Source organism: Nocardia macrotermitis (assembly GCF_009604405.1).
Classification (GTDB): domain Bacteria; phylum Actinomycetota; class Actinomycetes; order Mycobacteriales; family Mycobacteriaceae; genus Nocardia; species Nocardia macrotermitis.
Genome location: NZ_WEGK01000008.1, coordinates 86,976 through 109,128 on the forward strand (window position 1 = coordinate 86,976; position 22,153 = coordinate 109,128).

Consider the following 22,153-nt stretch of genomic DNA (forward strand, 5'->3'; position numbering starts at 1 on the left):
TGCACCTCCGATGGCCCGCGCGACGGGGTCGGTGCTGATCGTCACCGAGGCCGACGACCTGCACGCCGACGCGATGGTTGCGACGCTGCGAAAACATCACGGCGTCAACCCGATTCGTCTCGACATGCGCGACTTCCCCCGTGCGACCGGCAGTTTCCGGCTCGATCGCGCGGGCACCGCCCGCTCACTGTCGCATGTGCACGGCCTGGACGAGGTCGGAGCGGTGTGGTGGCGGCGGCCGCATCGGGCCGTGGTGCCCAGCGGGGTGCGCCGTGACGACGACGATTACCGGCAGGCCGAATGCGACGGATTCCTGCAGGGACTGCTGTGGTCGATTCCCGCGGTCTGGGTCAACGATCCCGGCACCGACCGCACCGCGACCCGCAAGATCGTGCAGCTCGAGACCGCGCGCCGGGCCGGATTCGTGATCCCGGAAACGCTGGTCACCAACGATCCGGACGAGGCGCGCAGCTTCGTGGATTCCCGGCCCGGCGCGGTGGTCTACAAGCGCACCGGAACCGGGCCCGCGGAGTTCTCCGAGACGCGCGTGGTCACGCCCGCGGATCTGAGCCGCCTGGACACCATCCGGTCCGCGCCCACCACCTTCCAGGACTATGTCGAGGCCGACTGCGATCTGCGCGTGGTGTGGATCGACGGCGTCGAGTGGACAGTGCGCATCGATTCGCAATCCGGTGTGGGACGGGTGGATTCGCGCCTGGACACATCGGTCGACTTCACTCCGCAACGCCTGCCCGCCACGGTGAGTAAATCCATCGCCACCGTGATGGGCGCGCTCGGACTGACCTTCGGCGTGCTGGACATCCGACTCGGGACCGACGGGGAGTACTACTTCCTGGAGGTGAATCCCCAGGGGCAGTTCGCCTATCTCGAGATCAAGACCGGGCTGCCGATATTCCGCAGTCTCGCAGGGTATCTCGTCCTCGGCGATGCGAGCGTGCCGCAGGACTGAATACCGCGCCGCGCGGATTACTTGCTCGCCCCGGCCTTTCGGCGATTCGCGCCGCCGCGGCTGCGGAGTTGCACATGCGACTCCACGAGCACGTTGTGAATGAATCCGTAGGAGCGGCCCGTCTCGCGTGCCAGCGAGCGGATACTGGCCCCGGCCTCGTATTGCTTCTTGAGTTGGGTTTGCAAGCGGTCCCGGGACTTTCCGGTCACGCGCGTACCTTTACCCAGCGTGGATTTCCCCTGTGCGGGCCTGTCACTCATGGCTTCCTCCGGTCGCCCTGCCTGATTCAAGGCTAGAGCTACAAGCATGCAGTGATCAACGCTTCCGTGTGATCAACCTCACGATAATTGTCCGGAATCGGCACCGGCGACAAATTTCGGTGTCCCGGGCCGTCACTACAACGACACCGCAATCAACCGGACTTCAGGAGCACCCCATGCGCAGGATCACCGCAGGTCTGTTCATCGCACTGGACGGCGTCGTCGCCGAGCCGCAGGACTGGCACTTCCCGTACTTCAACGAGGAGATGGGCGCGGCGGTCGGCGAGCAGATGGGCACCGCCGACACCATGCTGTTCGGCCGCACGACCTACGAGGGTTTCGCCGCGGCCTGGCCCGAGCGCGAGGCGGCGGGCGGGCCGGACGCCGAGATGGCCCGGCACTTCGGCGATGTGCGCAAGATCGTGGCCACCCGTCACGATATCGCGCTGACCTGGCGCAATTCCGAAGTGCTGCAAGGGGATCTGGTTGCGGCCGTGACCGCGTTGAAGCAGGAGCCGGGCGGCGATATCGGACTGAGCGGTTCGGTGTCGATCGTGCGACAGTTGTTGGCCGCCAAGCTGATCGACGAACTGCATCTGCTGATCCATCCGATCGCGATGCGTTCGGGGATGCGGCTGTTCGAGGAGGCCGAGACGCCGCTGCCACTGACGCTGCTGCGTTCGGCCACCTTCGAAACCGGTGTCATCCACACCGTGTACGGCCCCGGCGAAATCCTCGAGGGCGGTTACGAGCAGGCCCGCGAGAGCCTGTCCTGACCGACTAGGCGAGCTGGATCAGTTCGAGGTAGTCCTGCGACCAGTGGTCCTCGGTGCCGTCGGGCAGCATGATGACCCGTTCGGGGTTCAATGCCTCGGCCGCGCCGGGATCGTGGGTCACCAGCACCACCGCGCCCGCGTAACTGCGCAACGCGTCCAGCACCTGTTCGCGCGAGACCGGGTCGAGGTTGTTGGTGGGCTCGTCCAGCAGCAGCACGTTCGCCGCCGAGGAGACCAGTCCGGCCAGCGCCAGACGGGTCTTCTCACCACCGGACAACGTGCCCGCGGGCTGGTCGAGCTGCGGGCCGGAGAACATGAAAGCGCCCAGCAGACTGCGCAACTCCTGCTCCCCCGCGTCCGGCGAGGCGTGCCGGATGTTGTCCCAGACCGAGGCGTTGTCGTCCAGGGTGTCGTGCTCCTGGGCGAAGTAGCCGACCTTCAGGCCACGGCCCGGCTCGACGCCGCCCGCGGTCGGAGTCTCCACTCCCGCAAGGAGTTTGAGCATGGTCGTCTTACCCGCGCCGTTCAGGCCGAGCACCACCACGCGGCTGCCGCGGTCGACCGCGAAGCTGACGCCGGTGAAGATCTCCAGCGAGCCGTAGAGTTTCGTCAGGTCCGTGACCATCAGCGGGGTACGGCCGCAGGGGGCGGGCTCGGGGAACTTGATCCGGGCCACCTTGTCGGCCACGCGCACGTCGTCCAGATCCGCGAGCAGCCGGTCCGCGCGCTTGGACATCTGGTGTGCCGCAGCGGCTTTGGTGGCCTTCGCGCCGAGTTTGGCGGCCTGCACGCGCAGTGCGCTCGCCTTCTTCTCGGCGTTGGCGCGTTCGCGCACCCGGCGCTGCTCGTCGGTGGCGCGGGCGTCGAGGTACTTCTTCCAGCCCATGTTGTAGATATCGGCCTCGCCGCGCACCGCGTCCAGGAACCAGACCTTGTTCACCACGTCGGCGAGCAGGTCCACGTCGTGGGAGATGACGATCAGGCCGCCGTCGTGGTTCTGCAGGAAGCCGCGCAGCCAGTTGATCGAGTCGGCGTCGAGGTGGTTGGTCGGCTCGTCCAGCAGCAGCGTGCGGTCGCTGCGGCCGCCCGAACCGTCCGAGGCGGAGAACAGGATCCGCGCGAGTTCGATGCGGCGGCGCTGACCACCGGACAGGGTGCGCAACTGCTGGTTCAGCACGCGATCGGGCAGGCCCAGGCTGTTGCAGATGCGGGCGGCCTCGCTCTCGGCGACGTAGCCGCCCAGGGCCGAGAACCGGTCCTCGAGCTGGCCGTACTTGCGCACCGCCTTCTCGCGTTCGGCGTCGTCGGCGACCTCGGCCATGCGGGCCTGCTGCTTCTCCATATCGCGGATCAGCGCGTCCAGGCCGCGCGCCGAGAGCACCCGGTCGCGGCCGAGCACATCGAGATTGCCCTCGCGCGGATCCTGTGGCAGATAACCGATTTCGCCCGATCGCGTCACCTTGCCCGCGTAGGGTTCACCCTCACCGGCCAGGATGCGCAACGTCGTCGTCTTACCGGCGCCGTTGCGCCCGACCAACCCGATCCGGTCGCCCGACTGCACCCGCAGCCCCGAACCGGGCGCGGTCAGCAGTGTGCGGATTCCGGCCCGGACCTCCAGGTCGGTCGCGGTGATCACAACAGTCTCCTCGGCAGATAATCGTCGGTCACGGGGTGATAGCTCGAACGCGCGTCGATGGGAAACGCACGAGAACCACCGATTTTACGCATCCTCCCGATCGGCCGCCGTAACGCGCACCACTACCACCACCGCGAAGGCCCGCCGCGAGCCGCGATCGGGCCGCGGCGACCGGCGTTCCGCGCGGCCGGACGCAGGGTGCGGAAATCGGACCGGCCCCTACCCGCCGGATCTGACCATCGGCTAGCGTGCGGTGGTATGAGCGATGACCTGAAGGGTAAGAGTGCGCTGGTCACGGGCGCGAGCCGTGGTATCGGCAAGGCGGTCGCGGCAGAATTGCTGGCCCGGGGTGCGAATGTGCTGATCACCGCCCGCAAGGCCGAACCGCTGGAACAGACCGCCAGCGAACTGCGCGGCCTGGGCCACGCCGGGAAGATCGTCGCGCTGGCCGGTAATTCGGGTGACGCGACCGCGCGTGCGGATGCGGTGGCCACCGCCGTCGCCGAATTCGGGTCGCTGGACATCCTGATCAACAACACCGGCATCAACCCCGTCTACGGCTCGCTGATGGAGGCCGATCTGGACGCGGTCCGCAAGATCTTCGACGTCAACGTCGTCGCGGCGCTGGGCTACGTGCAGGAGGCGTACCGGGCGTGGATGGGCGCCAACGGCGGCGCGGTGGTCAATGTGGCCAGCGTCGCCGGGATCCGCTCCACCGGGGTTATCGCCGCGTACGGCGCGTCCAAGGCCGCGCTCATCCGGTTGACCGAGGAACTCGCCTGGCAGCTGGGTCCCGGCATCCGCGTCAACGCCGTGGCGCCGGCGGTGGTCAAGACGAAATTCGCCGACGCGCTGTACTCCGCCGACGAAGAGGCCGCGGCCTCCGGCTATCCGATGAAGCGCCTGGGCAACCCGGAGGATGTCGCCGATCTGATCGCGTTCCTGGTCTCGGACCGGGCCGCGTGGATCACCGGCGAGGTCGTCCGCGTGGACGGCGGGCTGCTGGCCACCGGCGGGCTCTGAAAAGCCTCGTCGCTCAGCGGAACAGCAGCGCGCTGGCCATATCGGCCTCCAGGTAGTGCAGGTAGTTCTTCGCGGTGTCCTCGGTGACCGCGCTCGTCGCGGTCACCACCGTGAGCACCACGAAATCGCCCTGTGCCTTGGTCTGCCATTTGCCGACCGCGAAGTCGGCGATGTAGCTGCCGGGCCGCATCTTCAGGTCGGCATCGGCGTACTGGGTGGCGAGTTCGCCCGAGGCGTCGCTGCCGGTCGTGTTCATCACGTACTGGGTGAGCATGATCGCGCCGTTCTCGGCCTTGTAGACCATCTCGGCGGCGTACTGGCAGCCCAGGGCGGTCAATTTGCCGTCGTTCTCGATATCGCCGCAGGTGGCGTGGTCGCGGCCCTCGACCCAGTCGGCGTGCAGGTGCACTCCGCCGAGGCCGAAGTTCCAGTCGTGGGCGTACTCGGTGTAGCTGAACCGGCCGGACTTCGCGGACGAGGTCGTGGTGGTCGTCGTGGGCGCGGCGGACGAGCTGCTGGTGGCGGAGACCAGTGACGGGCCGGACGCGCTGGCCGAATCGTCGCTGCCGGAATGCCGGTTGAGCACGACGACCAGTGCGACGACGCTCACCACCAGCACCACCGCGGCCGCGATACCACCGGCGATCAGGGGCGTCCGGTTGCGGCGCGGGGGCTCGAATCCGCCGGGCTGACCGAACTGTCCGGGCTGGGGCTGCCAGCCCGGCTGCTGGGCCTGCCAACCCTGCTGGGTATCGCCGGGCTGACCGGCGTGCTGATAGCCGCTCTGCTGCTGGTACTCGGGCTGTTGCGGATAACCGGGCTGTGGCTGCTGATACGCCGGATGCGCGTTGCCGGTCTGGCCCCATCCGGCATCCGGGACCTGCTGATAACCGCCGGAGCCACCCCACCCGGACGCATCGGGCGATTGCGGCGTGGGATTCCCGTAGGGGTCCGAGCCGGGGGGATAGGTCATGACTGCCTCCTTCCGCACCCGGGGTCGCCGTAGCGCCCTGTCGCGGTCGTCCCCCCAGGCTTCGGCCGAAGATTACCGCAGCCCTCCGACACGGTGCCACGCAGATTGTCTGGTCCAATGCTGGGTGTGAGCTCCGACCTTCTGATCTGTGGTCTCGGTCCGGCCGGACGTGCGCTGGCCCATCGTGCGATCGTGCGCGGGCTGACCGTGACCGTGGTGGATCCCCGGCCCGCGCGCCGCTGGACCGCGACCTATGCCGCGTGGTCGGACGAGTTGCCCGGCTGGCTCGCTCCGGAGGTGGTCGGCGCGACGGTTCCGCGACCGGTCGCGTGGGGGACGCGACGGTTCGAGATCGATCGGGACTACACCGTCTTTCGCACTGCCGCACTACAGGATTCGCTGGATATCGGTGCGGCGACCGTGGTGGCCGATCGGGTGGAACAGATTCTGCGCCCGCGACGGTCCCGGGCCTTGCAATCGGTGCGGCTGTCCGGCGGGGAGATCCTGTATGCCCGGCGGGTGATCGACGCGCGCGGTGTGTCGCGCTCCCCTCAACGGGCCGAGCAGACCGCGTACGGCATTGTGCTGCAACGGGATCGCTGGAGTGAGCCGATGTTCATGGATTGGCGGACCGACAACGGCACCGCACCGGACGAGCCGCGCTCGTTCCTGTACGCGGTGCCGCTGAGCGACGACGAGATCCTGCTCGAGGAGACCTGCCTGGCCGGACGTCCCGCTATCGATCCGGCCCGGTTACGCGATCGGCTGTACGCCAGGATGCGTTGCCGGGGAATAGAATTCGATGGAAGCGAACCCGTCGAACGAGTCCGGTTCGCACTCCAGGGCGGTCGGCCCGGCGCGGGACGATTCGGTACCGCAGGCGGATTCATGCACCCCGCAACGGGTTACAGCGTCGCGGCGGCACTGTCGGCGGCCGACGTGATCGTCGCGGGCGGATCGACCGGCTCGGCGCGCGCCCGCGCGGTGCACCTCGCGCGGGAGGCCGGGCTGCGTGCGCTGCTCGCGCTGCCCCCGGCCGATCTCCCGGTCTTCTTCGACACCTTCTTCGCCCTGCCGGTCACGACACAGCGCGCCTATCTCTCCGGCCGGGACGATCTCCCTGGCACCGCCGCCGCGATGACGTCACTGTTCGGCGCCCTGCCGTGGCGACTGCGTCGCACGCTCGCCACGGCCGTCCTCACGCGCTGACCTCGGTCCGGTCGGTGAAGCTCAGCCGCCGGATCGGTCCCATACCGATCAGCGCCAGCACCGCGAGGATGCCGTGCGCCGCGACGAACCAGAGCGCAACGTTGAACGATCCGGTGGTCTGCACGATGTACCCGATGACGATCGGGGTGATGATGCCCGCGATATTGCCCAGGCCGTTGGTCAGCGAGCTGAAGATGCTGGCCGCCTCGGTCGGCGCGACGTCGGTGGTGATGGCCCAGCCCAGCGAGCCCATGCCCTTGCCGAAGAACGCGGTGGTCATGATCATCACGATGACGGTGGTGCTGTCGGTGAAGTTCGCGACCGCGATGACGGTGCCCAGCAGCAGTCCGATCGCGGCGGGCGCCTTGCGCGCCAGGGTCAGCGAAACACCCCGACGCAGTAGGAAATCGGAGACGAATCCGCCGAACAGGCCGCCGATGAACGCAGCGAGGGCCGGCAGTGCGGCGATGAATCCCGCGTGCACCAGCGAGATGTGCCGCGCCTGGGTGAGGTAGATCGGGAACCAGGTGATGAAGAAATAGCTCAGCGAGTTGACCGCGTACTGGAACACCGAGATCCCCCACAGCGGCCGGGTGGCCAGCACGCGGCCGAGCATCCGGCGGTCGACGCGGGTGCGCGCGGTCGCGGGGGTCGCATCCATATCGACCAGTGCCCCACCGGAACTCATCGCCTCGACCTCGCCCGGCGTGACCCGGCCGTGTTCGCGCGGCGGATACATCCAGCCCCACCACACGATCGCCAGCGCGAGTCCGAGCGCGCCGAGCAGCACGAACACCCAGCGCCAACCGAATTCGTGGGTGACCCAGGCCATGATCGGCGCGAACAGCACGGTCGCGAAGTACTGCCCGGAGTTGAACACCGCGGTCGCCTGACCGCGTTCGGCGGTCGGGAACCAGATGGTCGCGACGCGGGCGTTGGCGGGGAAGGCCGGTGATTCGAAGACGCCCAGCAGCAATCGCAGCGCGAACATCACCACCAGCGCGATCACGACCCGGGTGGTGATCAGTCCGGCCAGGCTGGTCGCCGCGGTCGCCAGCGTCCACAGCGCCAGGCTGCCCGCGTACACCCGGCGCGCGCCGAACCGGTCCAGCAGCATCCCGCCGGGCAGCTGCGCGACCACGTACGCCCAGCTGAACGCCGAGAAGATGTAGCCGAGCTGGACCGCGGAGAAGCCGAGGGTCTCGCGCACGCTGGTACCGGTGATCGACAGCGAACTGCGGTCGGCGTAGTTGACCACCGTGATGACGAACAACAGTCCCAGCACCAGGAACCGGGTGGGGATCCGCCGCGAACGTTCCGGGCGCGCGGGTGTGGCCGGGCCCGCCGCGGCGAGTTCTCCGGATTCCGGTTTCAGCATTCTCGTCCTCCTGCATCCCCGGTCACGGTTGTGGTCCGGGTCACCCGGAAGTGGGTGTCACAGGAGGTTATGCCGCGTGGGCGATACCCGTCGAACACCGATTCTGCATCGAGTGATACCCGAAACGACAGGTCCGCCGCTCGCGCGGTCCCGGCCGTCAGCTGCGGAGTCTCATCATGAAACCTGTATCCTCGCAGGATGAAGCACACGTCGTTCGCCCGCTGGCCCTGTTCCATCGCCCGGACGATGGATGTGCTCGGCGACCGCTGGACGCCGCTCGTGCTGCGCGAGGCGTTTTATGGAATCCGCCGCTTCGACGACTTCCAGCAACAGCTGGGCATCGCCCGCAACACGCTCAGCGATCGGCTGCGCCGCCTGGTCGACGAGGGACTGCTCGAGAAGCGTCCGTACCACTCCGATCCCGTCTGGTACGAGTACGTCCTCACCGAGAAGGGCGCGGATTTCTGGAGCGTGCTGCTGACGATCAACCGCTGGGGCGATCGCTGGCTGGCCGGGGCCGAAGGCGCGCCGATTACCGTGCACCACACTGCATGTGGGCACGACACCCAGGTCAAAGTGGTGTGCGAGCACTGCGACGAGCCGATGACGATCGAGGATTCACGGCTGCGGATGGGGCCCGGATATCCCCCGCATCTGCGGGAACGGCCCGACATTCGGGAGCGTTTCGCGCGGCAGGAAGTCGAGTAGCTTTCACGCCGTCGTCGAGCGCCGGGCGATCAGCTCGGGCATGAAGACGACGTGCTGATGGCGATGCGTGCCATCACCCGCGGCTTCCTCCAGCAACAGGCGTGCGGCGGTGCGGCCCAGTTCCTCGCGGGGCTGGCGGATCGAGGAAAGCGGAACCGCTGCCGCCGCGGCGAAGTCGATGTCGTCGTAGCCGATGACGGCCATATCGCCGGGCACGGCCAGGCCGCGCAGGGTCAGGGTTTGCAGGACGCCGAGGGCGAGCAGGTCGTTGGCGCAGAACAGTGCCGTGGGGCGGTCGGGGTCGTCCAGCAGTGTTGCCGCGGCGTCGCGTCCGGCTTCGAAAGTCAGTGCGGGAGTGGGGATGTCGTAGAGGCGGGCAGCGGCTGCGGCGATCGTCTCGGCCGCGCCCCGACGACGTTCGCGCACCTGCGGCACCGCCGCGGGGCCGCCGACGAAACCGATCCGGGTGTGTCCGGCGGCGAGCAGATGTTCGGCGGCGAGCCGACCGCCCAGCACGTCGTCGACCGAGACCGAGCAGCGATCCGGCCGATCGCTGTGCCGGTCGACCAGGACCGCGGGCACGCCCTGTGCCGAGAGCGTGCGCAGCGCCTGTTCACCGTCGCCGTCGGCCGGGGTGATCAGCACTCCGCGCATGCGCTGCTGGGCGATCTGCTCGAGATGACGTTCCTCGCGCCGGGGATCGTCACCGCTGTTGCACATCACCAGCATCGCGTCGTGCCGCGCGGCCTCCTGCTCGGCGCCGTGCGCGACATCGGTGAAGAACGGGTTGGCCATGTCCAGCACCACCATGGCCAGCGTGCGGCTACTCCCCTCACGCAGTTGCCGCGCGGAATCGTTACGCACATAACCGGTTTCGGCGATCGCCCGGCGCACCCGCTCGCGCGTCGCCTCGGACACCTGATCGGGCCGGTTGAGCACGTTGCTGACCGTGCCCAGCGAGACTCCGGCGCGCCGGGCCACTTCCTTGATGCTCACCGCCATCGCGTGTCCTTCCCGTGACGAATGCGAGCATAATCGCCGCGGCCGGACACTCCGCCCGGCCGCGCCCGCGACGGGTCAGCCGCGCACCGCGACCGGATCGCCCGGATCGGTGACCTGCCCGTACCTTTCGACCTCGATCTCTCGCAACGTCTTGTTCCGGGTGCTCGGCGCCCACACGGTGCCGATGATCAAGGCCAGCGCCAGCAATGCGATCAGCAGCAGTCCCACCCAGGTCAGGCCCGTGGCGGCCAGTAGCGTCGGGAAGAAGTAGCTGAGCAGACCGGTCGCGGTGCGCACCACGAAGAACATGAACCCCTGTGCGCTGGCGCGATACGGCGTCGCGAACAGCTCACTGGTCCACAGGCTGTAGAAGGCCTGCGCGCCGATACCGCTCGAGATGCCCCACAGCACCGCGAAGGTCAGCAGTGTCAGCATGCCCGCGGAGGTGAAGAACACCAGCACACACCAGGCCAGCACACCCAGCGCCGCACCGACGAGGTAGAGCATCCGCTGCGAGATCCGGTCGGCGAAGGCCATGAAGCCGAAATATGTTGCCAGCACGGTACATCCCCACACCAGCACCTGGAGCAGATCCTGCTGGACGGCGCTGTGCACCCCGGCGCTGTCGTACACCCGCGGCATGAAGATGCCCGCCTGCCCGGCCACGGTGTTCCAGAATCCGTACACACCCATCAGCATCAGCAGCGCGGTGATGTTCACCCGCCGGGAGAACAGGCCGCGCAGGCCGCGATCGCCCGCCGAGGAGGGCTGGCTGCCGCGTTCGGCGTCCTCGGTCCAGATCTGCGATTCGGCCAGCCCCTGCCGGACCCACCACACCACCGCGGCGACCACGAACAGGTGCAGGAAGATCAGCCGGGATCCGAGCAGCCCGAGCGGGGCCAGGCCCGCGGCCAGCGCGAAGCCGATCAGCGGGCCGATCGACCAGGCCAGCTGCGCGGTACCGACGTGCCGGGCGCGCGCGGCGTTCGGGGCCTGTTCGGCGATGTAGGTCCACGAGGCCGGGACGCCCGCGCCCACCGCGATGCCGGTGATCAGGAATCCGGCCAGCAGCATGCCGAAGTTGACCGCGCACGCCGCGATCAACACGCCGGCCATGTAGACCAGCAGGTCGTAGGTGTAGATCGCCTTGCGGCCGAAGCGATCACACAGCGGACCGCCCAGGCCCGCGCCGATCGCCGCGCCGAACGCGTTCGCGCTGAACGCCGCCAGCAGACCCACGGCCAGATTGCTCAGCCCGTAGGCGTGCTGCCAGAAGGTCAGGCTGGTGGCGATCGCGATGATCGATCCGGCCTCGATGTAGTTGGACATGGCGACGGAGATGGTGGCCCGCCAGCCGGTGGTGGAACGTGCGCCTAACTTCATGATTCCTCGGTTGCAGATGGTGCCCGATGGCCGCCGCGCGGTGACATTCGGGCCGGTGAACTGGGGATAGGACGGATCAGTCCAGGTGGAAGTACTCGTCCAGGCGTCGCATGGAGACGTCGACCGCTACGCCTTCGGGCGTCCGGAAGTATTCGGCCATGGTCCGCTGCCAGCGGGTGTTGACCTCGTTCGATGCCATCGCTTCGGTCGCGCGGGCGAAGTCGGCGGTCTCCAGATAGCCGATCACCAGACCGTCCTCGGGCCGCAGGAACAGCGAATAGTTGGACCAGCCGGCCTCGCGTAGCGCGTCGAGCAGGTCCGGCCAGACGGTCTCGTGGGCGGCGAGGTAGTCCTCGACGCGATCGGGCCGCAGCTCCAGGACGAAGCAGACGCGCTCAGGTTTGTCACCCATACACACTCCGAGTGAAACGTTTCAGATTGTTACCGGGATCACCATAGAGGCGTGGTCGCTCTCACGTCAACAACTCCCCCGGATCGAGCGAGTGGATTTCAAGATCGCAGGTACGGGCGATCTTGACGGACGCCCAACCTCTGCCGGGTGCTTGACCGCCATTTCGGAGTGCTGTAGCTTCGCTCACATATTGAAACGTTTCATCAGGAGTGGGTGATGAGTGCACCACGTGCGGACCAGCGCGTCCGCGAGACACTGCGGAATCAGCGGATCGAACTGCCGTCCTGGGCGTTCGGCAACTCGGGCACCCGGTTCAAGGTGTTCGCCCAACCGGGCGTGCCGCGCGATCCGTTCGAGAAGATCGCCGACGCCGCCCAGGTGCAGCGGTACACCGGCATCGCACCGCTGGTCTCGCTGCACATCCCCTGGGACACCGTGGAGGATTACGGCAAGCTCGCCGAACACGCTGCGGCACTGGGTGTTTCGATCGGCGTGATCAATTCGAACACTTTCCAGGACGACGACTATCGACTCGGCAGCGTCTGCCATCCCGATCCGGCGGTGCGGCGCAAGGCGATCGAACATCTGAAGGACTGCCTGCGGATCATGGCGGCGACCGGATCCGACGCGCTCAAGCTGTGGTTCGCCGACGGAATCAACTACCCGGGTCAGGACGATCTGACCGACCGGCAGCGCCGCCTGGCCGACGCACTGGACGAGGTGTATGACGCGCTGACCGGTGAGCAGCGAATCCTGTTGGAGTACAAGCTGTTCGAACCGGCCTTCTACGCCACCGACGTGCCCGACTGGGGTACCGCCTACGCGCACACCCTGCGGTTGGGGCCGAAGGCGAAGGTGGTGGTCGACACGGGACACCATGCGCCGCATACGAATATCGAATTCATCGTCGCGTTCCTGATCGCCCAGGGCAAGCTCGGCGCGTTCGACTTCAACTCCCGGTTCTACGCCGACGACGATCTGATGGTCGGCGCGGCCGATCCGTTCCAGTTGTTCCGGATCATGAACGAGATCGTGCTGGCCGACGCGGTGACGCCGGATTCGGGCATCGGATTCATGCTCGACCAGTGCCACAACATCGAGCCCAAGATCCAGGCGCAGATCCGCTCGGTGCTGAACGTCCAGGAGGCCACCGCCAAGGCGCTGCTGGTCGACCGGGACGCGCTGGCCCTCGCGCAACGTGAGGGAGATGTGCTGGGGGCCAACGCTATTCTGATGGACGCCTACAACACCGACGTGCGGCCGCTGCTGGCCGATCTGCGCGTCGAGATGGGGCTGGACCCCGACCCGGTCGCCGCGTATCGGCGCTCGGGCTATCTCGAGAAAGTCATCGACGAACGTACCGGTGGCGTGGCCGCCGGTTGGGGAGCCTGAACATGAGCAACGAGACCGTGCGCGATCTGCTGGACCGCAGCAACCGGCTGGGTGCGGATCCGCGCAACACCAATTACGCGGGCGGCAACACCTCCGCGGTGGGCGCGGAGGTCGATCCGGTCACCGGTGAGTCGGTGGATCTGTTGTGGGTCAAGGGATCCGGTGGTGATCTGGGTACGTTGACCGAGGCCGGGCTCGCGGTGCTGCGGATGGATCGGCTGCGCGCGCTGCCTTCGGTGTATCCGGGTGTGGAGCGTGAGGACGAGATGGTCGCGGCGTTCGACTACTGCCTGCACGGGCGGGGTGGCGCCGCGCCGAGTATCGATACCGCGATGCACGCGCTGGTCGAGGCCGCGCACGTGGATCATCTGCACCCTGATTCGGGAATCGCGCTGGCGACCGCGGCCGACGGGGAGGCGCTGACCAAGGAGTGTTTCGGCGACCGGGTGGTGTGGGTGCCGTGGCGACGTCCAGGGTTCCAGCTCGGACTGGATATCGCCGCGATCCGGCGGGAGAATCCGCAAGCCATCGGCTGTATTCTGGGTGGGCACGGTATCACCGCGTGGGGTGCGAGTTCTTCCGAGTGCGAGGCGCATTCGCTCGAGATCATCCGTACCGCAGAGGAATTCATCCGCACGCACGGGCGGCCCGAACCGTTCGGCGCGCTCGTGGATCACTTCGCACCCGTGGCCGAGGACCAACGGCGCAGGCGCGCAGCGGAACTCGCGCCGGTGATCCGCGGGCTGGCCTCCACCGATCGACCGCAGATCGGGCATTTCGACGACAGCGACGCGGTGCTGGACTTCCTGGCGCGCGCCGAACATCCGCGGCTGGCCGCGCTGGGCACCTCCTGCCCGGATCACTTCCTGCGCACCAAGATTCGACCGCTGGTGCTGGACACCGCCGCCGACGCGCCGCTGGATCAGGTGCTCGACCGGCTGCGCGAACTGCACGCCGCGTATCGCGAGGACTACGCGGCGTACTACCGGCAGCACGCGACTCCCGATTCGCCGCCGATGCGTGGCGCGGATCCGGCGATCGTGCTGGTGCCCGGGATCGGCATGTTCAGTTTCGGGCGTGACGCGCAGACCGCCCGGGTCGCGAGCGAGTTCTACCGCAACGCGATCAATGTGATGCGTGGCGCGGAGGCGATCTCGCGCTACTCCCCCATCGACGAATCCGAGAAGTTCCGGATCGAGTACTGGGCGCTCGAGGAGGCCAAACTCGCGCGCATGCCGAAGCCGAAACCGCTGGCCACCCGCATCGCGCTGGTCACCGGCGGTGGGTCCGGGATCGGGCGGGCGATCGCGTTGCGATTGGCGGCCGAGGGGGCCTGTGTGGCGGTGGCCGATCGCGACGGTGAAGCCGCCGCGCGGGTGGCCGCGGAGATCGGGTCGGCCGATGTGGCGGTGCCGGTCACCGTCGATGTGACCGATCCGGCGGCGATCCGCGCGGCGATCGACGCGACCGCGCTCGCGTTCGGCGGGGTGGATCTGGTGGTCAACAATGCCGGGCTGTCGATCTCCAAATCGCTGCTCGAGACGACCGAATCCGATTGGGACGTGCAGCATTCGGTGATGGCGCGGGGTTCGTTCCTGGTCGCCCGCGAGGCCGCCCGCGCGATGATCGCGCAGGACATGGGCGGGGACATCGTCTACATCGTGAGCAAGAACGCGGTGTTCGCCGGGCCGAACAACCTCGCCTACGGATCCGCGAAAGCCGATCAGGCACACCAGGTTCGGTTGCTCGCGGCCGAACTCGGCGAGTACGGTATCCGGGTCAACGGGGTGAATCCCGATGGCGTGGTGCGTGGTTCGGGCATCTTCGCCGGTGGCTGGGGTGCGCAGCGCGCGGCGGTGTACGGGGTGCCGGAGCAGGATCTCGGGGCGTTCTACGCGCAGCGCACCATTCTCAAGCGGGAAGTGCTGCCCGATCATGTCGCGAACGCCGTCTTCGCGCTGACGGCCGGTGAGTTGTCGCATACCACCGGGTTGCACGTCCCGGTGGATGGCGGTGTGGCGGCGGCGTTCCTGCGATGAACGAGATGCCGTTCCCCGCGACCAACGTCGGCTGGAGCATCGCCGAGGCGGTACGGCGATGAGTGAAACTCAGTGCAGCGCAACCACACTCGACCAGCAGCGTCAAACAGGTGACGCTATGAACGAGACACCTTCCGCCGCAAAGGGACTCGTACTCACAGGCACACGGATGGTCTCATGATCAGCGAGAGCGTATTCGCCGCAGTGGATCTGGGGGCGTCGAGCGGGCGGGTTGTGCGCGGGGAGATCGATGCCGAGCGGATCGAGTTGCGGGAGGTGCATCGGTTCGTGAATCGGCCGCTGGCGCTGCCGGATGGTTTGCACTGGAATGTCGGTGCTCTGTTCGAGCAGTTGTGTGTCGGGCTGGCGGCGGCGGGGCCGGTGCGGTCGGCTGGAATCGATTCCTGGGCAGTGGATTACGGTCTGCTCGATGCTCAAGGGGCGCTGTTGGGATTGCCGTATCACTATCGGGACCCGCGGGCGTCGGCGCCGCCGCCGATCGGTCCGGTGGAGTTGTTCGAACGCACGGGACTCGCGGATCTGCCGTTCAACACCATTCATCAGCTGCGGGCCGAGTCTGCCGAGCGACTCGGCGCGGCGCGGAATCTGCTGCTGATTCCCGATCTGCTCGGTTACTGGCTGACCGGGGCGGTCGGGGCCGAGCGGACGAATGCGTCCACGACCGGGCTGTTCCATGCCACCCGGCAGGACTGGGATCGGGAGTTGATCGATCGGATCGGCCTGCCGCAGCGGCTGTTCGGCGCGATCGAGGATCCGGGGACGTCGCTTGGACCGGTGCGGCCAGCGCTGCGAGACGCGATCGGCGGGCGGGCGCTCGAACTGGTCCGGGTCGCCTCGCACGACACCGCGAGCGCGGTCGCGGCGATGCCCGCGCGGACGGATCGGTTCGCGTATATCTGCACCGGGACCTGGTCGCTGGTCGGACTCGAACGTCCCGCGCCGCTGTTGACACCGGCCGCACGCGAACGCGGGTTCACCAATGAGACCGGGGTCGCGGGAATTCGCTTCCTGCGCAACGTGATGGGTCTGTGGCTGCTCCAGGAATGCCTGCGCGAATGGCCGGGTTCGAACACCGCCGAACTGGTCGCGGCCGCCGCAGAACTGCCCGCGCTGCGCACGCTGATCGACGTCGACGATCCCGACTTCCTGGCCCCGGCGCAGGCCGGTGAACCGCCTATGACCGTGCGAATCGCCGCGCATTGCGACGGCCCGGTACCGCGCACGCCCGCCGAATTCACCCGGTGCGTCATCGACAGTCTGGCCCTGGGCCACGCCCGCGCCGTGGCCGACGCGGTCGCCGTGCACGGCGCGGAGGTCGAGGTCGTGCACCTGGTCGGCGGCGGTGTGCACAACGCGTCGCTGTGTCAGGCCACCGCCGACGCCTGTGACCGGCCGGTCGCGGCGGGCCCGGCCGAGGCCACCGCGCTGGGTAATCTGCTGGCCCAGGCCATCGCCGCCGATGTGCTGCCCGACTGGCCGCACGCGCGGTACCTTGTCGCACGGACGCATCCACCCACCCACTACTCGCCCAGCGGCGACCGGGCCTGGCGGACCGCACTGGACCGGGTCACCGCGCTCGCGCGGAAGAGAGCCGCATGAGAGTCGCGCTGTTCGTCACCTGCCTGGTCGAGGCGATGTTCCCCGACGTCGGCAAGGCCACGGTCACCCTGCTCGAACGACTCGGGCACGAGGTCGTGGCGCCCCCGGCGCAGACCTGCTGCGGGCAGATGCACATCAACACCGGATATCCTTCCACCGCAATGCCTCTCGTGCGCAACCACGCCGAGGCGTTCGCCGGATACGACGCGATCGTCGCGCCGTCGGCCTCGTGCGTCGGTTCGGTGCGGCATCAGCACGCGATGCTCGCGCGGCGGGCCGGGGACGCCGGATTGGCCGCGGCGGCCGAAGAAGTCGGCGCGCGCACCTACGAACTGTCCGAATTCCTGGTCGACGTGCTGGGTGTGGAGGATGTGGGCGCGCACTATCCGCATCGGGTCACCTACCACCCGACCTGTCATTCGCTGCGCATGCTGCGGGTGGACGACCGGCCGCTGCGGCTGCTGCGGCAGGTGTCGGGTATCGATCTGGTCGAACTGCCCGACGCCGATCAGTGCTGCGGTTTCGGCGGGACGTTCGCGCTGAAGAATCCCGACGTGTCGACCGCGATGCTGGCGGACAAGATGCGGCACGTCCAGGACACCGGCGCGCACACCTGCACCGCCGCCGATTCGTCCTGCCTGATGCACATCGGCGGCGGGCTGAGCCGCCTGCGGTCGGGTACGCGGACGCTGCATCTGGCCGAGATCCTTTCGGCGACAGCATGATTCGATCCACTTCGGCTCCGATATCCCAGGAGGTTTCCGGATGAGCTCGACCTTTCTCGGCGTACCGACGCCGCACGGCGCGTCACCGCTGCACGGGTCGGAGCCGTTTCCGGACGCGGCGCGCGGTGCGGTCGCCGACGCGCAGTTGCGGCACAATATCGGCGCGGCCACCGCGACCATCCGGGCCAAGCGCGCCGCGGTCGTCGCGGAGGTCGACGACTGGGAACAGTTGCGGCGCAACGGTCAGGAGATCAAGCGGTACACGCTCGCGCATCTGGACGAACTGCTGATCCGGTTGGAGCAGAACGTCATCGCGCGCGGCGGGATCGTGCACTGGGCCGCCGACGCGGCGCAGGCCAATCGCATCGTCACCGAAATCGTCACCGCCACCGGCGAATCCGAGGTGGTGAAGGTGAAATCCATGGCCACCCAGGAGATCGGCCTCAACGAGGCGCTCGCCGAGGCCGGAATCACCGCGCACGAAACGGATCTCGCCGAACTCATCGTGCAGCTCGCGGACGATCGGCCCTCCCACATTCTGGTGCCCGCGATCCACCGCAACCGCAGCGAGATCCGCGACATCTTCCGCAGCCGGATGCCCGGCGCGGACCCGGATCTCACCGACGATCCGCCCGCGCTGGCCGCCGCGGCCCGCGCCCATCTACGACGCACCATGCTCGGCGCGAAGGTCGCGATCTCCGGGGCCAATTTCGCCGTCGCGGACACCGGGACGCTCGCGGTGGTCGAATCCGAGGGCAACGGCCGGATGTGCCTGACGCTGCCGGAGACGCTGATCACCGTGATGGGGATCGAGAAACTGGTGCCGACCTGGCAGGATCTGGAGGTTTTCCTGCAACTGCTGCCGCGGTCGTCCACCGGTGAGCGGATGAATCCGTACACCTCGCTGTGGACCGGCGTGCATCCCGGCGACGGGCCGCAGCGGTTCCATCTGGTGCTGCTGGACAACGGGCGCGTCGACACGCTCGCCGATGAGGTGGGACGTGAAGTGCTGCACTGCATTCGGTGTTCGGCCTGTCTGAATGTGTGTCCGGTGTACGAGCGCACCGGCGGGCACGCCTACGGGTCTGTGTATCCCGGGCCGATCGGCGCGGTGCTCACTCCGCAGTTGACCGGTGTGGCCGAAAACCCCTCGCTCCCTTATGCTTCCACGCTCTGCGGGGCGTGTTTCGATGTTTGTCCGGTGCGTATCGATATCCCGTCGATCCTGGTGCATCTGCGTGCCCAGGCGACGGACGCGCATTCGAGGCCGACCGCGGAATCGGCGGGGATGGCGGCCGCGTCCTGGGTGATGCGGTCCTCGCGGCGATTCACCGCGGCGACGCGGGTGCTGCGGGTGGCGCGGTTGCTGCGTAATCGGCGCGGCACGATCGGGGTGCTGCCGCCGCCGATGTCGGCGTGGACCAGTGCCCGCGATCTGCCCGCGCCGCCGAAGGAAACGTTCCGGACCTGGTGGGAGAACCGATGAGCACTCGTGATGCCATGCTCGCGCGGATCCGGGGCGCGATCGGTACGGCCGACGCGGCAGCGCCGTCACGCGATTACCGGCGGGTCCGGGAAACCGATGCGCCGCAACTGATCACGTTGCTCGTCGACCGGCTGACCGATTACGGCGCGCACGTTCACCGCACCACGTCGGCCGCCGCGATCGATGTGCTGACCGAGGTGCTGGACGGCCGCAGCTGCGTCGTCCCGCCGGATCTGCCCGTATCCTGGACACCCGGCGGTGCGCGCCGCGACGATCCCGCGCTCGGCACCACCGAACTCGACGCGGTCGCCGCGGTGGTCACGACCTGCGCGGCCGCCTGCGCCGAGACCGGAACCATCGCCCTGGACGCGGGGCCGGGTCAGGGACGCCGGGCACTGACTCTCGTTCCCGATCACCACATCTGCCTGCTGCCCGCCGATCGCATCGTGCGCAGCGTCCCGGAACTGCTGGCCCGCCTCGACCCGGCTCGCCCGCTCACCCTGATCAGTGGTCCGTCTGCCACGAGCGATATCGAATTGCAGCGCGTCCAGGGTGTGCACGGCCCGCGCACGCTGACCGTCCTGCTGCTGGACGCCGACTGAGCGGTCGACTGGCGGCAACCGGCCGTCGGGCGGGGCGACCGGCGATCTAGTAGGGTCGGCAATCATGGCAGGAACCAGCACCGACGCGCGCTCGTGCGGCAGATCTGTTGTGTCCCTGTCATTCTCGATGCGGATGATGGTGATCCTCGGCACGTTGCTGACGATCGGCGGATGCGGTTCGAGCACGCCGTCCGGTCCGCACGCCGCGACGCTCGCACCGAATTCGGTGCACGACACCACCGTGCAGTTCCGCACCGACCGCGAGCCGGTGTTCGCGCCCGGGTCCGAATGTGCCGCGTTCACCGCGAAGCTGAACGCGATAATCGAAGCGCCGCAAGGGATTCAGGCCAGCACCATGGTCCCCGGACACGGCTGCTGGGTGGGCGGCGCCCAGAGCACCGTGGTCGGTGTCATGACCACGGCCACTCCGTTCGGGAAGTTCTGGCGGCGCGAATATCCCGACGACGACGGCAGCGGGGTCACCGCGACCATGGTCGACAAGGATTACGCCCAACTCTTCGAGCGATTCCTGATCGACGACCGGTACTACGCGGTGCGGGTCGGCAGCCAGTGGGCCGCGGGCCTGGACAGCGGCGTGACCAAGACCGCGTGCATGCTCGTCGTCGACACCGGCGCCCCGGAACCGTTGCTGGTCAACCTCACTCAGCAGGTCGGCAAGTCCGATCCGGCGATACGGACCGTGGCGCAGCAGTGCGATGCGGCCCGGACCGTCGCCCGAACCATCCTCGACGAACACGACCCCGGCGGTGGAAGCCGGATGTCATGACCCCACCCGACCACGAGACGAGAACTACTGTGCGCATACTCTTCGGATCCACTCCCGTCCCCGGGCACGTGCTGCCGCTGCTGCCCCTCGCCGACGCCGCCGTCGCGGCCGGGCACGAGGTGGCGTTCCTGACCGCGGCCGATATGGCCCCATTCCTGCACGGGCGGACGCTGCTTCCGGCCGGGGCGAGTTTCGAGAAGATCGCGGCCGAGACCGCGGCGCGCTCGACGGTGGATTCCCGGCATCCGGGCGCGGGTGCGGCCGAACTGTTCGCCGGGGTTCGGGTCGACCTCACCTGGGATGAGGCGCTGCCCGCGGCGGAAGCCTTCGCGCCGGACGTATTGGTCTGCGAGACAATGGATTACGTCACGCAGCTGCTCGCCGCACACCTCGATCTGCCGTGGTACGGCCTGACGGTCGGCGCACCGCTGCCGGACATCTTCTACGAGGCCCTCGACACGCGGGCCGAACAGCAGCATCAGCAGCGCGGCCTCACCCCCAAGGCCCGCAGCGTCCTGCTCGACCCGCACCCCCTCGCCATGCGGGTGCCGACGGACCCGCCCGCCGACCCCGACCACCTGGCGATCCGCCCGGTCGCGCACAGCCATGCCGTCCCCGGCCTGACCACCGAGGTCACGCTGCCGCCCGCCGGTGACCGCCCCCGCGTGCTGGTCACCACCGGCACCAGCGTCGGCGACCGCGACCTGTTCGACGCCCTCGCCGCCGCCCTGGTCGAAGCCGGTGCCGAAGTCCTGGTCACCACCGCCCCCGACCCGGCGTTCGACCGCCCGCACATCCACGCGATCGGCTTCGCCCCCTTGGCCGAGGTCCTCCCCCACGTCGATGTCGTCGTCGGCGCGGCAGGCAGCGGCACCCTCCTGGCCACCCTCGCCAACGGCACCCCGAGCATCCTGCTCCCCCAGATCGCCGACCAGCCCGCCAACGCCGCCCGCGCCACTGCCCACGAGGCCGCCCTCGTCATCGAAACCCCAACCCAGGCAGGCGAAGCCCTCACCACCCTCCTCGCCGACGACCGCTACCGCACCGGCGCCCAACGCCTCGCCACAGCCATCGCCACCATGCCCCACCCCACCGAAATCGCCGACCGCCTCTTCACCACGCCCGCCGAACAGAACTGACGAATCCCGCCGCGCGCACCGCAATTCGCGCGCGGCGGAATTCCAGCCACCCGCCGCTCGACGCCGTCCTGGGGCGCACGGCGCTCGGCCAACCTCACCAGCGCAGCATCGGGAACGGATGCGACGGATTCCGTAACGCGTGCAAGGGGATTCGTCGCGCGAGAAAGCCATGGAATCCGAGATGTGGCAGCTCGGCCCGAATGTGCAGTACCTGATGTCTTTCCAGATCGTTGCGCAGCCACCCGCGGGTGAGATCAATCCGATCGGCGACACGGAAGGTCTCGTTCAGCCTGTCGGCCACCGGACGGATGCGGTGATGATCGAGTACCAAGGTGCGTACGGTGTCGATGTCGCCGATGCCGAATTCCGAACACAGTCGATCCGCCAGATCCGCGGACGGATGCAGATAATCCATGGTTCCGGCCGTCCAGATCCCGAGATCGTGCACCACCCAGGCCAGCGCCGCGGTGTCCGGCACCTCGGTCCGTAGCAACAGGTGCTGATAGTTGTAGCAGCGGAACACGTGGTTGCGGTACATCCGCTCATGTGGTCCGAGCGCATTCGAATACCGTTGCAGCACGAGATCGATCACCGGATGTGACATGACCACCTCCGCATCGGACAACGGAGACC

Annotated in this window: 21 protein-coding genes; 13 read left to right on the top strand and 8 right to left on the bottom strand. The window is 68.2% G+C overall.

What is annotated here, in order from left to right:
* Positions 1 to 10 precede the first annotated feature (10 nt).
* Positions 11 to 970, top strand: coding sequence for an MvdC/MvdD family ATP grasp protein (locus tag NRB20_RS19610; RefSeq protein WP_153411612.1), 960 nt, complete (start codon positions 11 to 13; stop codon positions 968 to 970).
* 17 nt (positions 971 to 987) lie between these two features.
* Here NRB20_RS19610 and NRB20_RS19615 read toward each other — a convergent pair whose 3' ends face one another.
* Positions 988 to 1,230: a helix-turn-helix domain-containing protein gene (locus NRB20_RS19615; protein WP_153411613.1), complete on the bottom strand. Its 243-nt coding sequence runs from the start codon at positions 1,228 to 1,230 to the stop codon at positions 988 to 990.
* A 176-nt stretch (positions 1,231 to 1,406) separates the two neighbouring features.
* Between NRB20_RS19615 and NRB20_RS19620 the strand changes: the two genes are divergently transcribed.
* Positions 1,407 to 2,006: a dihydrofolate reductase family protein gene (locus tag NRB20_RS19620; protein WP_153411614.1), complete on the top strand. Its 600-nt coding sequence runs from the start codon at positions 1,407 to 1,409 to the stop codon at positions 2,004 to 2,006.
* 4 nt (positions 2,007 to 2,010) lie between these two features.
* Here NRB20_RS19620 and NRB20_RS19625 read toward each other — a convergent pair whose 3' ends face one another.
* Positions 2,011 to 3,642 (bottom strand): ABC-F family ATP-binding cassette domain-containing protein, encoded by a 1,632-nt coding sequence (locus NRB20_RS19625; RefSeq protein ID WP_319945143.1) that lies wholly within the window; start codon positions 3,640 to 3,642, stop codon positions 2,011 to 2,013.
* Between the two features lie 258 nt (positions 3,643 to 3,900).
* Between NRB20_RS19625 and NRB20_RS19630 the strand changes: the two genes are divergently transcribed.
* The gene (locus NRB20_RS19630) at positions 3,901 to 4,665 is read left to right on the top strand and encodes an SDR family oxidoreductase (protein ID WP_153411615.1); all 765 of its coding nucleotides are present in this window, start codon (positions 3,901 to 3,903) and stop codon (positions 4,663 to 4,665) included.
* 13 nt (positions 4,666 to 4,678) lie between these two features.
* Here the strand turns inward: NRB20_RS19630 and NRB20_RS19635 are convergent, their stop codons facing one another.
* Positions 4,679 to 5,638: a hypothetical protein gene (locus NRB20_RS19635; RefSeq protein ID WP_153411616.1), complete on the bottom strand. Its 960-nt coding sequence runs from the start codon at positions 5,636 to 5,638 to the stop codon at positions 4,679 to 4,681.
* Positions 5,639 to 5,755: 117 nt separating this feature from the next.
* Between NRB20_RS19635 and NRB20_RS19640 the strand changes: the two genes are divergently transcribed.
* Positions 5,756 to 6,847, top strand: coding sequence for a lycopene cyclase family protein (locus NRB20_RS19640; RefSeq protein ID WP_153411617.1), 1,092 nt, complete (start codon positions 5,756 to 5,758; stop codon positions 6,845 to 6,847).
* On the opposite strand, the gene NRB20_RS19645 is transcribed toward NRB20_RS19640, so the two are convergent.
* Positions 6,837 to 8,225 (bottom strand): MFS transporter, encoded by a 1,389-nt coding sequence (locus tag NRB20_RS19645; RefSeq protein WP_153411618.1) that lies wholly within the window; start codon positions 8,223 to 8,225, stop codon positions 6,837 to 6,839. The genes NRB20_RS19640 and NRB20_RS19645 overlap by 11 nt on opposite strands.
* Positions 8,226 to 8,423: 198 nt before the next feature.
* On the opposite strand from NRB20_RS19645, the gene NRB20_RS19650 reads away from it, so the two are divergent.
* On the top strand, positions 8,424 to 8,933 hold the full coding sequence (locus NRB20_RS19650; RefSeq protein ID WP_153411619.1) for a winged helix-turn-helix transcriptional regulator: 510 nt from the start codon (positions 8,424 to 8,426) through the stop codon (positions 8,931 to 8,933).
* Between the two features lie 3 nt (positions 8,934 to 8,936).
* On the opposite strand, the gene NRB20_RS19655 is transcribed toward NRB20_RS19650, so the two are convergent.
* The 3 genes from NRB20_RS19655 to NRB20_RS19665 all read right to left on the bottom strand — a co-directional run bounded on the left by NRB20_RS19655 (position 8,937) and on the right by NRB20_RS19665 (position 11,730).
* Positions 8,937 to 9,935, bottom strand: a complete 999-nt coding sequence (locus NRB20_RS19655; RefSeq protein WP_153411620.1) for a LacI family DNA-binding transcriptional regulator — start codon at positions 9,933 to 9,935, stop codon at positions 8,937 to 8,939.
* Positions 9,936 to 10,010: 75 nt separating this feature from the next.
* Complete coding sequence (locus tag NRB20_RS19660) at positions 10,011 to 11,318, bottom strand: MFS transporter (protein WP_153411621.1); 1,308 nt, start codon at positions 11,316 to 11,318, stop codon at positions 10,011 to 10,013.
* A gap of 76 nt (positions 11,319 to 11,394) precedes the next feature.
* Positions 11,395 to 11,730 carry an L-rhamnose mutarotase gene (locus tag NRB20_RS19665; protein WP_153411622.1) on the bottom strand — a complete coding sequence of 112 codons (336 nt, stop codon included), beginning with the start codon at positions 11,728 to 11,730 and terminating at the stop codon, positions 11,395 to 11,397.
* Between the two features lie 216 nt (positions 11,731 to 11,946).
* On the opposite strand from NRB20_RS19665, the gene rhaI reads away from it, so the two are divergent.
* The 8 genes from rhaI (at position 11,947) to NRB20_RS19700 (ending at position 21,520) form a co-directional block, all read left to right on the top strand.
* The gene (gene rhaI, locus NRB20_RS19670; protein ID WP_153411623.1) at positions 11,947 to 13,122 is read left to right on the top strand and encodes an L-rhamnose isomerase; all 1,176 of its coding nucleotides are present in this window, start codon (positions 11,947 to 11,949) and stop codon (positions 13,120 to 13,122) included.
* 2 nt (positions 13,123 to 13,124) lie between these two features.
* Positions 13,125 to 15,161 carry a bifunctional aldolase/short-chain dehydrogenase gene (locus NRB20_RS19675; protein ID WP_153411624.1) on the top strand — a complete coding sequence of 679 codons (2,037 nt, stop codon included), beginning with the start codon at positions 13,125 to 13,127 and terminating at the stop codon, positions 15,159 to 15,161.
* Between the two features lie 177 nt (positions 15,162 to 15,338).
* Positions 15,339 to 16,781 (top strand): rhamnulokinase, encoded by a 1,443-nt coding sequence (locus NRB20_RS19680; RefSeq protein ID WP_153411625.1) that lies wholly within the window; start codon positions 15,339 to 15,341, stop codon positions 16,779 to 16,781.
* Entirely contained in the window at positions 16,778 to 17,506 is a 729-nt protein-coding gene (locus NRB20_RS19685; protein ID WP_153411626.1) for a (Fe-S)-binding protein, read from the top strand. Before NRB20_RS19680 ends, NRB20_RS19685 begins: the two co-directional genes overlap by 4 nt.
* A 40-nt stretch (positions 17,507 to 17,546) precedes the next feature.
* A complete protein-coding gene (locus NRB20_RS19690) occupies positions 17,547 to 18,992 on the top strand; it encodes a lactate utilization protein B (protein ID WP_153411627.1) in 1,446 nt (481 codons plus the stop codon).
* The gene (locus tag NRB20_RS19695) at positions 18,989 to 19,594 is read left to right on the top strand and encodes a LutC/YkgG family protein (RefSeq protein WP_153411628.1); all 606 of its coding nucleotides are present in this window, start codon (positions 18,989 to 18,991) and stop codon (positions 19,592 to 19,594) included. Before NRB20_RS19690 ends, NRB20_RS19695 begins: the two co-directional genes overlap by 4 nt.
* A gap of 64 nt (positions 19,595 to 19,658) precedes the next feature.
* Positions 19,659 to 20,381 carry a hypothetical protein gene (locus NRB20_RS37625; protein WP_194289928.1) on the top strand — a complete coding sequence of 241 codons (723 nt, stop codon included), beginning with the start codon at positions 19,659 to 19,661 and terminating at the stop codon, positions 20,379 to 20,381.
* Positions 20,378 to 21,520 carry a glycosyltransferase gene (locus NRB20_RS19700; RefSeq protein ID WP_194289929.1) on the top strand — a complete coding sequence of 381 codons (1,143 nt, stop codon included), beginning with the start codon at positions 20,378 to 20,380 and terminating at the stop codon, positions 21,518 to 21,520. Before NRB20_RS37625 ends, NRB20_RS19700 begins: the two co-directional genes overlap by 4 nt.
* Positions 21,521 to 21,614: 94 nt before the next feature.
* Here NRB20_RS19700 and NRB20_RS19705 read toward each other — a convergent pair whose 3' ends face one another.
* Positions 21,615 to 22,124, bottom strand: coding sequence for a hypothetical protein (locus NRB20_RS19705; protein ID WP_153411630.1), 510 nt, complete (start codon positions 22,122 to 22,124; stop codon positions 21,615 to 21,617).
* Positions 22,125 to 22,153 lie beyond the last annotated feature (29 nt).